Genomic DNA, 13,885 nt, shown 5'->3' on the forward strand with positions numbered 1-13,885 from the left:
AAGTTCTGCACGGCCCAACCGGGCCGCTAGGAATGCTTTGTTCTTTTGGTGGCTGGTCAGCCGGCCATGCGGCGGGACGCCTCTGCGAGGCGGTCCGCGATGGTGCCGTCGATGACCTCGTCGCCGACTCGCACCGAGATCCCGCCGAGGACCTCGGGGTCCACGTCGAGGTTCAGGTGCATCTGGCGGCCGTACAGCTTGGCCAGCACCGCACCGAGGCGTGCCTTCTGCACGTCGCTGAGCGGAACCGCGCTGGTCACGGTGGCGACCATGCGGTTGCGGCGCTCGGCGGCGAGCTTGGAAAGGGACTCGAGTCCCGCTTCCAGGCTACGTCCACGCGGGTGCGTGACAAGACGGATCACCAGGCGCTCGGTGACGGCGTTCACCTTGCCGCCGAGCAGGCTGCGCAGCAGCTCGCTCTTGGCGGAGGCGGTGGCCGCGCGGTCGGTCAGCGCGGAACGCAGCTCGGTGCTCGAGGAGACGATCCGGCCGAACCGGAACACCTCGTCCTCGACGTTGTCGAGCGCGTCGCCCTGCTGGGCCGCCGTGAGGTCGGCGGTGGCCGCCAGTTCCTCGAGCGAGTCCACCAGGTCGCGGGACTGCGACCAGCGGGACCGGACCATGCCGGACACCAGGTCGAGGGTCTCCCCGCCGACCTGGCCGCCGAGCAGCCGCCCGGCCAGCTCGGCCTTGGCCTCGCCGGACTGCGCCGGGTCGGTGAGGACCCGACGCAGCGAGACCTCACGGTCGAGCAGCGCGGTGACGGCGGCCAGCTCACCGGCGAGCTTCGCCGCGTCGACGGACGTGTTGTCCGTCAGCGCGTCGAGACGCTCACGCGCGGAGGCCAGCGCCTCGCGGCTCGCTCCGTTCATCGGGCCGCCTCGGCCTTCTCCTCGAGCTCGCTGAGGAAGCGGTCGATCGTACGGCTCTGCCGGGCGTGGTCCTCAAGGGACTCGCCGACGAGCTTTCCGGCCAGGTCGGTGGCGAGCTTGCCCACGTCCTGACGCAGCGCCTGGGAAGCGGCCTTGCGGTCCGCCGCGATCTGGGCGTGGCCGGCAGCGATGATCTCCTCACGCTGCCGCTGGCCCTCTGCGCGCAGTTCTTCCTTGAGCGCAGTGCCCTGCTCCAGCGCTTCCTGGCGCAGGCGCGCGGCCTCGTGCCGGGCTTCGGCGAGCTGGGCCTTGTACTGCTCCAGGACGCTCTGGGCCTCGGTCTGGGCGGCTTCCGCCTTCTCGATACCGCCCTCGATGGCCTCGCGGCGCTCTTCCAGAACCTTGTTGATGTTCGGGAGGAGCTTCTTCGCGAGGAAACCGAAGACGATGACGAAGGCGATCAGACCGATGACGAGCTCGGGGATCGGCGGAACGAGCGGGTTTTCCGTCTCGGCCGCGAGAACCAGGAGGTTCACATCAGTGCCTTTCGTCGGTTCGGACTAGTGATCGCGGTTCGTCAGCTGTAGACGAACGGCATGACCAGACCGATGAGGGCGAGCGCCTCACAGAAGGCGAAGCCGAGGATCTGGTTGGCGCGGATCAGACCGGCAGCCTCGGGCTGACGGGCAAGGGCCTGCGTGCCGTTACCGAAGATGATGCCGACGCCGACGCCGGGGCCGATGGCCGCGAGACCGTAACCAACGGAGCTGAGGGAGCCGGTGACGGCGGCAAGGGTCTGGGACATGCCAGTTCTTCCTTCTCTTTCACGGACCGGTGGGGGTTGGCCACCGGACGAATACGGGGGGCTGAGCGGGGCGGACGGGGCTCAGTGGTGCTCGGCGAGCGCGCCCTGGAGGAAGCTGCAGGCCAGGAGGACGAAGACGTACGCCTGGACAGCCTGGATGAAGAGCTCGAACGCGGTCATCACGATGACCATGACGAACGAGACGCCCGCGTACGCGATGCCGATCCCGTTCAGCAGGTACCAGCTGGCGATGGTGAACAGCAGCAGCAGGGTGTGACCGGCGAACATGTTCGCGAACAGTCGGACCGCGTGGGTGAAGGGCCGGACCAGGACGTTCGAGAAGAACTCGATGACCATGACGAGCGGAAGGACCGGGCCGAGCGACTTGTCGTAGCCCGTGAGGTTCTTGAAGCCGCCGACGAAGCCGTGGCGCTTGAAGGTCACGCTCATCCAGATCACGTAGACGATCAGCGCGAGGCCGGCCGGGTACGCGATGATCGAGGTCACCGGGAACTGGGCGAGCGGGATGATCGACCAGAGGTTCATGACCCAGACGAAGAAGAAGATGGAGACCATCAGGGGGACGTACTTCTCCCCCTCCTTCTTGCCGAGCGTCTCGTAGACGATGCCGCGGCGCACGAAGTCGTAACCGGCTTCGGCGACCATCTGCAGCTTGCCCGGGACGACCTTCGGCTTGCGGAAAGCCATCCAGAAGAAGCCGACGATGATGACGGAGCCGAGAAGGGCCAGCAGCATCGTCTTGTTGAAGTACAAGTTGCTGTCCGCGTCGCCGAAGATCGGCTGGAACAGGAACGAGTGCAGGCCGGGAGCCGGGAAGCCACAACCGTCGAAGATGTGGCAGTCGGTCTCGAAGGCGAGCACCGTCGTCGGGTCAGCACTCACCGCGGGCTCCTTCAGCGTGGCGCATAGGTACGGCAACCTCGTTGTGTCGGCGCGGCGGACAGCCGCTGTTCGGCACTGGACTGGTGTTACGGGTGTGGGGGCGGCGGTCAGGCATCGAGCCTCGCGATGGGACAGGCGTCAGCTCAGATGCCCGCGCCCGCAGTGCCGCAGTTGGCAGCACCGGACGATAGCAGGATCTCGAACGCCCGCTTATCCCGGCCCTACCCTTCACGACTTCGGCCCCGGATTTTCGGGCTTGTCGCCCTTCACCGAGTCCGGTTCGACGTAAAGAATCTTGGCCTTCATATGAGCACGCGTCTGCGCGCCGATCCACACCAGGGTGGTGGCGACGAGCGTGAGCGCGAAGGCCTTGGGATTGAACAGGGTGGTGTTCTTGAACACCGCGACGAACACGAAAAGCAGCAGGATCTGGGCCGTGTAGAGCATGAGCCCCATGGCCTGGAAAAGGTGCGGGAGTGACTTCGCCGTGCGCTGCAGAACGACGAATCCGATGCCCATGAAAAGAATCACGACCAGCGTCGCGACGACGGCCCCGACCGCGCTCTTGCCTCCGACGACCAACGCGCTGATCGCTGCGGCGAGAGCGCCGGCGACAGCCGTGGGTACGGCGGCTTGCAGAAGGGATCGGACGTCATCTGACCGCATGGCGGTTTGCTCCGCGTGGTGGTGGGGGCACGGGACTCGTACGGGACGAGCGTAAGCCCGGTCCGAGAGAGAACCTCGGGCCAAGGGACCGTCGCACTACGGTCCTTCGGCTCTGTCGCCGGGTTTAGTGAACGGTATCACAAACTATTTGATGAGAGCTTTACCTGCCCGGTGTGCTGACTGTCACACATGAGAGGGACCCTGCGCGTGTGTGCGCGACAGGCAGGCGGCTTGTCTGGTAAAGGGCATCCATGTCCGACATGCGAGGCGGCTGTCAGCGAGTGGATTCAGCCTTACGCCGGTCGGGGAAGCGCGAACGGGGGCCCACGGCGGTCGCTCCGTTGACGCCGGAGACGCCCGCCGCGATCGGCCTGGCGGGCTGCGGCTCCGTGCCCGATACATCGAGCGCCGCCGCCTCCGCGGCCGCCTCGGCCGCCCGTGCGGCGTGCCGGTAACGCGGCGGAACCAGACCCTCCGCCCACCGCGGGGTGCGCGGGGTGAAGCGCGGCAGGAGCAGCAGGATCAGGCCCACGGCGCTCAGCGCGGCGATCGCGAGCACGATCCACATGGTGGCGGAATGCACCGAGTACGCCACCGTGCCGAAGGCGATGAGCCCCGACCAGAAGTACATGATCAGGACCGCGCGGCTGTGCGAATGCCCGAGCTCCAGCAGCCGGTGGTGGAGGTGTCCGCGGTCGGCCGCGAAGGGCGACTGGCCCTTCCACGTACGCCGCACGATGGCCAGGACCAGGTCCGCCATCGGGATCGCGATGATCGTCAGGGGCAGGATCAGCGGGATGAAGACGGGGAGCATCGCGTGCGTCGCGTTGCGCTCGCCCTGCGCGTACAGGGCGAGGGCGTCGGGGTCCACCTGGCCGGTGATGGAGATGGCGGCGGCGGCGAGCACCAGGCCGATCAGCATCGAGCCGGAGTCGCCCATGAAGATCCGCGCGGGGTGCATGTTGTGCGGCAGGAAGCCGAGGCACATGCCCATCAGGATCGCGGCGAAGAGGGTGGCGGGCGCGGCCGACTCGATGCCGTAGCCGTACCAGATCCGGTACGCGTAGAGGAAGAACGCCGCGGCGGCGATGCAGACCATGCCCGCGGCCAGGCCGTCGAGGCCGTCGACGAAGTTCACCGCGTTGATGGTGACCACCACGAGGGCCACGGTGAGCAGGTTGCCCTGCCACTGGGTCAGCGAGACCGTGCCGAAGAAGGGGACCGGGATCCACAGGATCGTCAGGCCCTGCATGACCATCACGCCGGCGGAGATCATCTGGGCGCCGAGCTTGATGAGGGCGTCGATCTCGAACTTGTCGTCGAGGACGCCGACGAGCCAGATCAGGGCCGCGCCGGAGAGCAGCGCGCGCGGTTCGTTCGACAGCTCGAAGACGCCGTTGAGGTTCCGCAGGTGGTCGGCGACCAGCAGGCCCGCGCACAGACCGCCGAACATGGCGATGCCGCCCAGCCGTGGCGTGGGCTCTCGGTGCACGTCGCGGGCACGGATCTCCGGCATGGCCCCGGCCGCGATCGCGAACTTCCGCACGGGCCCGGTCAGCAGGTAGGTCACCGCGACCGTGACGCAAAGCGTCAGCAGATATTCACGCACGGGCTGCCCCAGATGTATCGCCGGCCATCTCAGCCCCACACATTAGCTGCGATGTCCCCTCACCCGAGGACGCGAGGGGGCCGTATCCCGGTTCCACTACGCCCCTCTTGTCCCACTTACTCCCCGTAAGGGGGAAATTCCTGCGCCAGCTCATTGACCTCCGTACGTGTCTTCGCGGCGTCGCCGCGCAGCGCCGCGGCGAACAGCGCCGCGATCCTGCGCATCTCCGCCCCGCCCATCCCCTGGGTGGTCACCGCGGCCGTGCCCAGCCGGACCCCGCGCTGGTCCCCGTACGGGAGGGCGCAGGTGTCGAGGACGATCCCCGCGGCGGCCAGCCTGCCGCGCGCGGTCGGGCCGTCCATGCCCAGCGGCGCCGGGTCGGCGGTGATCAGGTGCGTGTCGGTGCCCCCGGTGGTGATGGTGAAACCGTGCTCCTCGAGGGCGCCGGCCAGCGCCCGGGCGTTGGCGACGACCCGGTGGGCGTACGTGGTGAAGGCCGGCCGGGCCGCCTCGCCGAAGGCCACGGCCTTGGCGGCGATGGTGTGCATCTGGGCGCCGCCCTGGGTGAACGGGAACACCGCCCGGTCGATCCGCTCGGCGAACTCGGCGCCGCACAGGACCATCCCGCCGCGCGGCCCGCGCAGCACCTTGTGCGTGGTCGCGCAGACGACGTCGGCGTAGGGCACGGGACTGGGCGCGGCCCCGCCGGCCACGAGCCCGATCGGGTGGGCCGCGTCGGCGATCAGATAGGCCCCGACCTCGTCGGCGATCTCCCGGAAGGCCGAGTACTCCGGGTGGCGGGGGTAGGAGATGGACCCGCAGACGATCGCCTTGGGGCGGTGCGCGCGGGCGAGGTCCTGCACCTGCTCGTAGTCGATGAGACCCGTCTCGGCGTCGACCCCGTACCCGACGAAGTCGAACCAGCGCCCGGAGAAGTTCGCGGGCGAGCCGTGGGTGAGGTGGCCCCCGTACGGGAGTCCCATCGCCAGCACGGTGTCCCCCGGCCGCAGCAGCGCGGCGTACGCGGCCAGCACGGCGGAGGAGCCGGAGTGCGGCTGGACGTTCGCGTGCTCGGCCCCAAACAGCGCCTTGGCCCGCTCGACGGCGGTCTGCTCGGCCAGGTCGGCGTATTCGCAGCCGCCGTGGTACCGGTTGCCCGGGTACCCCTCGGCGTACTTGTTGGCGAGCGGCGACCCCAGCACGGCGAGCACGGCGGCGGAGGTGAAGTTCTCGGCGGCGATCAGCTGCAGGCTCCCGGCCTGCCGCCGCCGCTCCCCGTCGAGCACGTCGGCCATCTGCGGATCCTGCTGCCGCAGCAGGTCCGTGGGCTGGGTGATGACGCTCATGGCGCGACTCCAGGTTGGTACCGGGTACCAGCCACTGTAGGCCCGCGCCCCCCACCCCGCCCTACGGCGACATCCGCCCCCGCCGGCACATTTCAGCCTCGCCGGCGCTTGAGGCGCGGGGGTTGGGGCGGAGCCCCGATCTTGGAGCCGCACGGCCCAACCCCGCCGCACCATCCAGCCCCGCCGGCGCTTGAGGCGCGGGGGTTGGGGCGGAGCCCCGATCTTCAAGCCGCACAGTCCGACCCGGCCGCACCACCCAGCCTCGCCGGCGCTTGAGGCGCGGGGGTTGGGGCGGAGCCCCGGTCTTTGAGCCCGGCCGGCGCTTGAGGCCCGGGACCCGCGCAGCCCCCGGCGGGGTCAGCGTGACGCCGTGACGCCCGTCAGGGCCGTGACCACGGGGTCCAGCGCCTGGTTGATCTCGTCGCCGATCGACCGGAAGAAGGTGATCGGCGCCCCGTACGGGTCGTACACCTCGTCCGCGTCCGGCGAGGGCGCCAGCAGCCACCCCCGCAGCGCCGCGGCGGCCCGCACCAGCGCCCGCGCCCGCTCCGCCATGCCGTCGTCCAGCGGCGGCAGCGTGGCCGGATCTATCGCCCGCACCAGCCGGGTGAACTCCTTCAGCGTGAAGGTCCGCAGTCCGGCGGAGTGGCCCATCGAGATGACCTGCGCCCGGTGGTCACGGGTGGCGGTCAGGACCAGGTCGGCGCGTATGACGTGCTCGTCCAGCAGCTCGCGCCCGGTGAAACCGGAGGCATCGGCCCCGAAGTCCGCCAGCACGGCGGCGGCGTTGGCCTCCATCGGGGCGCCCTCGTGGCCCCACGTGCCGGCGCTCTCCACGATGAGGTCGCCGGTCACGATCCCGCCCAGCCGGTGCGACAGGGCGTGCCGCGTCAGCCGCTCGGTGATCGGCGAGCGGCACACGTTGCCGGTGCTGACGTGGAGTATGCGGAAAGTGTTTCCCCCAGCTATGCCACGCCCCTCAGGGCTCACGGGGCGACCTCGAGGTCGGGTACGACCTCCCGCAGCTGCTCGGCGCTGAGCGCGCCCTCCCGCAGCAGGAGGGGAACCTTCCCGGTGACGTCGACGATCGACGACGGCTGGATGCCGGGCGTCGGGCCGCCGTCCAGGTACACGGACACGGAGTCCCCGAGCATCTCGCGCGCGGCGTCGCAGTCCTCGGGCGCCGGATGCCCGGTCAGGTTGGCCGAGGACACCGCCATCGGGCCGACCTCGGTCAGCAGCTCGATCGCGACGGGGTGCAGGGGCATGCGGACGGCGACCGTGCCGCCGGTGTCCCCCAGGTCCCACGCCAGGGACGGCTGGTGCTTGGCGACCAGCGTCAGCGCGCCCGGCCAGAAGGCGTCGACGAGCTCCCACGCCTGCTCGGAGAAGTCCGTGACGAGGCCGTGCAGGGTGTTCGGGGAACCGATGAGCACCGGGGTGGGCATACCGCGCCCCCGGCCCTTGGCGGCGAGCAGGTCGTGGACGGCCTCCGGGCTGAAGGCATCCGCGCCGATCCCGTACAGGGTGTCGGTGGGCAGCACGACGAGCTCGCCGCGGCGCACGGCGGATGCGGCTTCACGCAGACCCGTCTTACGGTCCGTCGCGTCGTTGCAGTCGTATCGCCGGGCCATCAGCGGGCCTCCTCGTGCAGCAGGGGGGTGGCGGGAATCGTCGCGCCGGTCACGGCAGTGCCTTGCGCGCGGTCGCGAAGCGGGGACGGTTGTTGAGGTCCGGGTGGTCGGCCGCGTCGGCCCAGCCCCGTTCCTCGGCGAAGATCCACGGGACCTGGCCGCCCTGGGTGTCGGCGTGCTCGATGACGACGATGCCGCCGGGCCGCAGCAGGCGGTGGGCGGTGCGCTCGATCCCGCGGATGGTGTCGAGGCCGTCCTCGCCGGAGAAGAGCGCCATCTCCGGATCGTGGTCGCGGGCCTCGGGGGCGACGTACTCCCACTCGGTGAGCGGGATGTACGGCGGGTTGGAGATGACCAGGTCCACCTGGCCGTCGAGCTCCGGCAGGGCGCTCAGGGCGTCGCCCTGGTGGACGGTGACGCGGGAGCCCTGGGCGTTCTTGCGGGTCCACCGCAGGGCGTCCTCGGACAGCTCGACCGCGTGCACGCGCGAGCGCGGCACCTCCTGCGCCATGGCGAGCGCGATGGCGCCGGAGCCGGTGCACAGGTCCACGATCATCGGCTCGACCACGTCCATCGCCCGGACGGCGTGTATGGCCCAGTCGACGACCGACTCGGTCTCGGGCCGGGGCACGAACACCCCGGGCCCGACCTGGAGCTCCAGGTACCGGAAGAAGGCGCGGCCGGTGATGTGCTGGAGCGGCTCGCGCGCCTCGCGGCGGGCGACGGCCTCCCAGTAGCGGGCGTCGAAGTCCGCGTCCTTGACGTGGTGCAGTTCCCCCCGTTTGACGCCGTGCACGAAGGCCGCGAGCTCCTCCGCGTCGAAACGCGGTGAGGGCACGCCGGCGGCGGCCAGCCGCTGGGTGGCCTGGGCCACCTCGGCAAGCAGCAAGTTCACGCTGGTCCTCCGGGCTGCTGTCGAACGGGGGGTGGAGCAGGGATCAGGGGTCAGTGCGCGGCCGCGAGCTTGGCTGCGGAGTCGGTGTCCACGCAGGCCTGGATGACCGGGTCGAGGTCGCCGTCGAGCACCTGGTCCAAGTTGTACGCCTTGAAACCGGTCCGGTGGTCCGAGATCCGGTTTTCCGGGTAGTTGTACGTGCGGATCTTCTCGGACCGGTCCACGCTGCGCACCTGGCTGCGGCGCACGTCGGAGGCCTCCTGCTCGGCGGCTTCCTGGGCGGCGGCCAGCAGGCGCGAGCGCAGGATGCGCATGGCCTGCTCCTTGTTCTGGAGCTGGCTCTTCTCGTTCTGGCAGGAGGCGACCACGCCGGTCGGGATGTGCGTGATGCGCACGGCGGAGTCGGTGGTGTTGACGGACTGGCCGCCGGGGCCGGACGAGCGGTACACGTCGATGCGGAGGTCGTTCATGTTGATCTCGACCTCGACCTCCTCGGCCTCCGGGGTGACGAGCACGCCGGCGGCGGAGGTGTGGATGCGGCCCTGGGACTCGGTGGCCGGAACCCGCTGGACGCGGTGCACGCCGCCCTCGTACTTCAGGCGGGCCCACACGCCCTGGCCGGGCTCGGTGGCGCCGTTGCCGCCCTTGGTGCGGACGGAGACCTGGACGTCCTTGTAGCCGCCGAGCTCGGACTCGGTGGCGTCGATGATCTCGGTCTTCCAGCCCACCCGCTCGGCGTAGCGCAGGTACATGCGCAGCAGGTCGCCGGCGAACAGCGCCGACTCGTCGCCGCCCGCGCCCGCCTTGACCTCGAGGAGCACGTCCTTGTCGTCGCTGGGGTCGCGCGGGACCAGCAGCAGGCGGAGCTTCTCGGTGAGCTCCTCGCGCTGCTGGGTCAGCTCCTTGACCTCGGCGGCGAAGTCCGGGTCGTCGGCCGCGAACTCCTTGGCCGTCTCGATGTCCTCGGCGGACTGCTTCCAGGCACGGAAGGTCGCGACGATCGGGGTCAGCTCCGCGTAGCGCTTGTTCAGCTTGCGCGCGTTGGCCTGATCCGAGTGGACCGAAGGGTCGGCGAGCTTCTTCTCAAGATCGGCGTGTTCGCCGACCAATTCCTCGACCGCCTCGAACATCGGGGGCTCCTGTGGTGAAAGTACGAACGGGGTGACTTGGCGAGACGACGACAAAGGCGCCGGTCCGGCCGCCCCCGAGTGGACAGGGGGCGGCCGGTGACCGGCGCCTGGGTCGCGCTACTTCTTGGCCGCACCCTTGCCGAAGCGCGCCTCGAAGCGGGCCACGCGGCCACCGGTGTCGAGGATCTTCTGCTTGCCCGTGTAGAACGGGTGGCACTCGGAGCAGACCTCGGCTCGGATGGAGCCCTCGGTCAGGGTGCTACGGGTGGTGAACGACGCGCCACAGGTGCAGCTGACCTGGGTCTCGACGTACTCGGGGTGAACATCGCGCTTCAAGGTGTCTCCTAGATTCGGGAGGGCGCCGGGTCGCAGGAGCCGAATTGCGCACTGCGTGAACCGGGGCCGACAGACCAGTCTGCCAGGACCGGGCTGCCTGTCAAAATTCTGAGGACGCCTCCCTCAACGGAGGGGGGCCGCCACCTATTCCGCACCCCCGCGCAATCCGTCCGGAAGCCGCGCGAGCAGGGCTCCCTACTGGACGATGCCGCCGACCGTGCCCTTGTCCCCCATGGACTTCTCGGTGGCCTCGGCCGGGATCGGCCGGTCCGCGAGCAGCGCTTCCCAGACCAGCTTCGACTCCTTCGTGAGCGGGGCGACGCGATCGGCGTCGCGCGGGTCCACCGTCACCGGCAGGGTGATCATGTGCATGTTCTGGGCCTCGATGCCCTGCAGGCCCTGGGCGAAGCCCATGAGGGACTTCACGTCACCGAGCGACTTGTCGGTGGTGAGCGCCTTGGTCGCGGAGTCGGCGAGGTCGACGAGCCGCTTGGGGTTGTCGAACACCCCGATGCTCTTGACCTGCTTGATCAGTGCCTTGATGAAGGCCTGCTGGAGCTGTATTCGGCCGAGGTCGCTGCCGTCGCCGACGCTCTTGCGGGTACGGACGAGGCCGAGGGCCTGTTCGCCGTTGAGGTGGTTCGGGCCCGCCGCGAGTTCGAGGTGACTGGCGCCGTCCTTGATCGGCTTGGTGGTGGTCACGTCGACGCCGCCGAGGTTGTCGATGATCTTCTTGAAGCCCGTGAAGTCGACCTCGATGTAGTGGTCCATCCGGATCCCCGACATCTTCTCGACGGTCTTGACCGCACAGGCGGCCCCGCCGATGGTGTACGCCTCGTTGAACTGCTTGCGCGGGCCGCCGGGGTCGGTCTTGCCCTTGCCGGTGGGGCATTCGGGGCGGGCCGTCATGGTGTCGCGGGGTATCGAGACGACGCTGGCCTGCTTGTGGCCCTCGTAGAGGTGCACGATCATCGCGGTGTCGGAGCGGGCCGAGCCGCCGTCGTCCCGGCCGTACTCGCCGTTGGCGCCGCCGCGGGAGTCGGAGCCGAGGACGAGGATGTCCATCGAGCCGTTGTCGACGTTCTGCGGGCGGTCGGTGCCGAGCGCCTGGTCGATGTCGACGGTCTTCAGATTGCCGTTGAGCTTGAAGTAGAAGTAGCCGAGGCCCGCGCCCCCGAGCAGGACCACCCCCGCAGCGCTCCACGCGGCGATGACGAGAGCCCTGCGGCGCTTCGCCGGTTTGCGTCGGCGCCGGCCCGCGGCACGCCGGCCGCGGCCCTTGCTGTCCTCGGTCATGCTCTCCTCAGTCCCTGAGTCCGGTCCCCTGGCCCGTTCCGGCCCGCCGTCCACTCCACGGGCTCCTCTCACACAGACGGGTGAACGCTGCGCCGGGTTCCAGGACGGGGTGTGGCGAAGCCCGCACCGGCACCCCCGTGGCCCGTGCGGGGCCCCCGGAACGCGCGGCAGCCCCCGCCGCGGGCGCGGTGGGGGCTGCCGGGGTGATGCCGCGTGTCAGGCGTCATGCGCCCGACTCCGGACCTCAGTCGTCGTTCTTGCCCGACGGGGTCGTCTTCGCGATCTGCATCAGGAACTCGGCGTTCGACTTCGTCTGCTTCATCTTGTCGAGCAGCAGCTCGATCGCCTGCTGCGAGTCGAGCGCGTGCAGCACCCGGCGCAGCTTCCAGACGATGGCGAGCTCCTCCGCGTTGAGGAGGATCTCCTCCTTGCGGGTGCCCGACGGGTCGACGTCGACGGCCGGGAAGATGCGCTTGTCGGCGAGCTTGCGGTCGAGCTTGAGCTCCATGTTGCCGGTGCCCTTGAACTCCTCGAAGATCACCTCGTCCATGCGCGAGCCGGTGTCGACGAGCGCGGTGGCCAGGATGGTCAGCGAGCCGCCGTCCTCGATGTTGCGCGCGGCACCGAAGAAGCGCTTCGGCGGGTACAGCGCGGTCGAGTCGACACCACCGGACAGGATGCGGCCGGAGGCGGGCGCCGCGAGGTTGTACGCGCGGCCCAGACGGGTGATGGAGTCCAGCAGGACGACCACGTCGTGACCCAGCTCGACGAGGCGCTTGGCGCGCTCGATGGCCAGCTCGGCGACGGTGGTGTGGTCCTCGGCCGGGCGGTCGAAGGTCGAGGAGATGACCTCGCCCTTCACCGACCGCTGCATGTCGGTGACCTCTTCCGGACGCTCGTCGACCAGGACGACCATCAGGTGGCACTCGGGGTTGTTCGTGGTGATCGCGTTGGCGATCGCCTGCATGATCATGGTCTTGCCGGTCTTCGGCGGGGCCACGATCAGGCCGCGCTGGCCCTTTCCGATCGGCGACACGAGGTCGATGATGCGGGTGGTCAGCACGCCCGGGTCGGTCTCCAGACGGAGCCGGTCCTGCGGGTAGAGCGGGGTCAGCTTCTGGAACTCCGGGCGGCCACGGCCGGATTCGGGCGCCATGCCGTTCACCGAGTCCAGACGCACGAGGGCGTTGAACTTCTCGCGGCGCTCGCCGTCCTTGGGCTGACGGACCGCACCGGTGGTGTGGTCGCCCTTGCGCAGGCCCGCCTTGCGGACCTGGGCGAGGGACACGTACACGTCGTTGGGACCGGGCAGGTAGCCCGAGGTCCGGATGAACGCGTAGTTGTCGAGGATGTCGAGGATGCCCGCGACGGGGATCAGCACGTCGTCGTCGGCGACCTGCGGCTCGTTCGGGGCGAACTCGTCGCGGCCGCGACGGCCACGGCGGTCGCGGTAGCGTCCGCGACGGCCACGGCGGCCGCTCTCGTCGTCGAAGTCGTCCTGCGGGCCGTTGTCCTGGCGGTCCTGACGGCCCTGCTGGCCCTGGCCCTGGCCCTGGCCACGGCCGCCCTGCTGCTGGCGGTCCTGACGGTCGGCGCGGTCCTGACGGCCGCCGCCCTGTCCGCCCTGGCCGCCCTGCGGGGCCGCCTGACCCTGGCCGCCCTGGCCCTGGTCGTCGGCCTTGGCGCCGCGGTCACGGCGGTCGCGCTGGCGGTCGCCGCGCTCGGCGCGGTCACGGCGGTCGCGACGGCCGCGGCCCTCGCCGTCCTGACCCTGGCCCTGGCCGGCGGAGACCGCCGTGGCGTCGGCCTTGACCTCGGACTGCGCGGGGGCGGCGGTCACGGTCTCGGTCTTCTGCTCGACCTGCACGGCGACGGGGGCCGAGGCCTCCGGGCTGCCGGTGGGGGCCGTGGCCCGACGGCGGCGGCGCTCGCCGGCCGGCGCGTCGTCTCCCCCGCTCTCGGCTGCGCTCGAGCGGGAGGGGCCCCCGGCCGGCTGACCCGGGATCTCGATCTGCGCCTGCACGGCAGGCTTCTCGGCGGGCGCCTCGGCGGCGGCCTCACCCGTTCGGGCCTTGCTGGTGGCGCGGCGCTTCGGCTTGGCCTCGGCGGTGTCCCCGGCGGCGGAGGCCGCGGCCTTGGGAGCACCGCTGCCCGCCTGCGCCTCCTTGATGACCTCGATCAGCTGGCTCTTGCGCATGCGCGCGGTGCCCCTGATCCCGAGGCCCGACGCGACCTGCTGCAGCTCGGCCAGGACCATGCCGTCAAGGCCGGTGCCGGTGCGTCGACGCTTGGGTGCGGCGCCCGCGGCGGGGGCACTGGTGTCGACAGAGGTGTCGGCAGCGCCCATCAGATCGGTGGTGTCGCTCACGAAGGGTCCTTCCCTGGAGCGGACG

14 protein-coding genes are annotated in these 13,885 nt (G+C 70.3%); all 14 read right to left on the minus strand.

The window, feature by feature from the left end; genetic code table 11:
• Nucleotides 1-56 precede the first annotated feature (56 nt).
• The 14 genes from ACZ6JT_RS15530 to rho all read right to left on the minus strand — a co-directional run bounded on the left by ACZ6JT_RS15530 (nucleotide 57) and on the right by rho (nucleotide 13,860).
• Nucleotides 57-872: a F0F1 ATP synthase subunit delta gene (locus ACZ6JT_RS15530; protein ID WP_469210123.1), complete on the minus strand. Its 816-nt coding sequence runs from the start codon at nucleotides 870-872 to the stop codon at nucleotides 57-59.
• Nucleotides 869-1,408, minus strand: a complete 540-nt coding sequence (locus ACZ6JT_RS15535; protein ID WP_376678562.1) for a F0F1 ATP synthase subunit B — start codon at nucleotides 1,406-1,408, stop codon at nucleotides 869-871. The genes ACZ6JT_RS15530 and ACZ6JT_RS15535 overlap by 4 nt, the downstream gene beginning before the upstream one ends.
• A 41-nt stretch (nucleotides 1,409-1,449) precedes the next feature.
• The gene (gene atpE, locus ACZ6JT_RS15540; protein ID WP_030386954.1) at nucleotides 1,450-1,677 is read right to left on the minus strand and encodes an ATP synthase F0 subunit C; all 228 of its coding nucleotides are present in this window, start codon (nucleotides 1,675-1,677) and stop codon (nucleotides 1,450-1,452) included.
• An 81-nt stretch (nucleotides 1,678-1,758) separates the two neighbouring features.
• Complete coding sequence (gene atpB / locus ACZ6JT_RS15545) at nucleotides 1,759-2,595, minus strand: F0F1 ATP synthase subunit A (RefSeq protein ID WP_037805558.1); 837 nt, start codon at nucleotides 2,593-2,595, stop codon at nucleotides 1,759-1,761.
• Nucleotides 2,596-2,808: 213 nt separating this feature from the next.
• Nucleotides 2,809-3,246 carry a hypothetical protein gene (locus ACZ6JT_RS15550; RefSeq protein WP_469210126.1) on the minus strand — a complete coding sequence of 146 codons (438 nt, stop codon included), beginning with the start codon at nucleotides 3,244-3,246 and terminating at the stop codon, nucleotides 2,809-2,811.
• Nucleotides 3,247-3,520: 274 nt separating this feature from the next.
• A complete protein-coding gene (locus ACZ6JT_RS15555) occupies nucleotides 3,521-4,867 on the minus strand; it encodes an MraY family glycosyltransferase (RefSeq protein WP_469210715.1) in 1,347 nt (448 codons plus the stop codon).
• 104 nt (nucleotides 4,868-4,971) lie between these two features.
• Entirely contained in the window at nucleotides 4,972-6,201 is a 1,230-nt protein-coding gene (locus ACZ6JT_RS15560) for a serine hydroxymethyltransferase (RefSeq protein WP_469210128.1), read from the minus strand.
• A gap of 357 nt (nucleotides 6,202-6,558) precedes the next feature.
• Nucleotides 6,559-7,191 (minus strand): arsenate reductase/protein-tyrosine-phosphatase family protein, encoded by a 633-nt coding sequence (locus tag ACZ6JT_RS15565; RefSeq protein WP_365480937.1) that lies wholly within the window; start codon nucleotides 7,189-7,191, stop codon nucleotides 6,559-6,561.
• The gene (locus tag ACZ6JT_RS15570; protein ID WP_469210131.1) at nucleotides 7,188-7,835 is read right to left on the minus strand and encodes an L-threonylcarbamoyladenylate synthase; all 648 of its coding nucleotides are present in this window, start codon (nucleotides 7,833-7,835) and stop codon (nucleotides 7,188-7,190) included. The genes ACZ6JT_RS15565 and ACZ6JT_RS15570 overlap by 4 nt, the downstream gene beginning before the upstream one ends.
• Nucleotides 7,836-7,884: 49 nt before the next feature.
• A complete protein-coding gene (gene prmC, locus ACZ6JT_RS15575) occupies nucleotides 7,885-8,730 on the minus strand; it encodes a peptide chain release factor N(5)-glutamine methyltransferase (protein ID WP_469210133.1) in 846 nt (281 codons plus the stop codon).
• A 50-nt stretch (nucleotides 8,731-8,780) separates the two neighbouring features.
• Complete coding sequence (gene prfA, locus ACZ6JT_RS15580; protein WP_469210135.1) at nucleotides 8,781-9,860, minus strand: peptide chain release factor 1; 1,080 nt, start codon at nucleotides 9,858-9,860, stop codon at nucleotides 8,781-8,783.
• 117 nt (nucleotides 9,861-9,977) lie between these two features.
• Nucleotides 9,978-10,196 carry a 50S ribosomal protein L31 gene (gene rpmE / locus ACZ6JT_RS15585; RefSeq protein WP_030708126.1) on the minus strand — a complete coding sequence of 73 codons (219 nt, stop codon included), beginning with the start codon at nucleotides 10,194-10,196 and terminating at the stop codon, nucleotides 9,978-9,980.
• A gap of 195 nt (nucleotides 10,197-10,391) precedes the next feature.
• A complete protein-coding gene (locus tag ACZ6JT_RS15590; protein WP_469210137.1) occupies nucleotides 10,392-11,492 on the minus strand; it encodes an LCP family protein in 1,101 nt (366 codons plus the stop codon).
• A 244-nt stretch (nucleotides 11,493-11,736) separates the two neighbouring features.
• A complete protein-coding gene (gene rho / locus ACZ6JT_RS15595; RefSeq protein ID WP_469210139.1) occupies nucleotides 11,737-13,860 on the minus strand; it encodes a transcription termination factor Rho in 2,124 nt (707 codons plus the stop codon).
• Between the last annotated feature and the right edge of the window lie 25 nt (nucleotides 13,861-13,885).

The sequence above is a fragment of the Streptomyces sp. NPDC046308 genome (genome assembly GCF_055588065.1).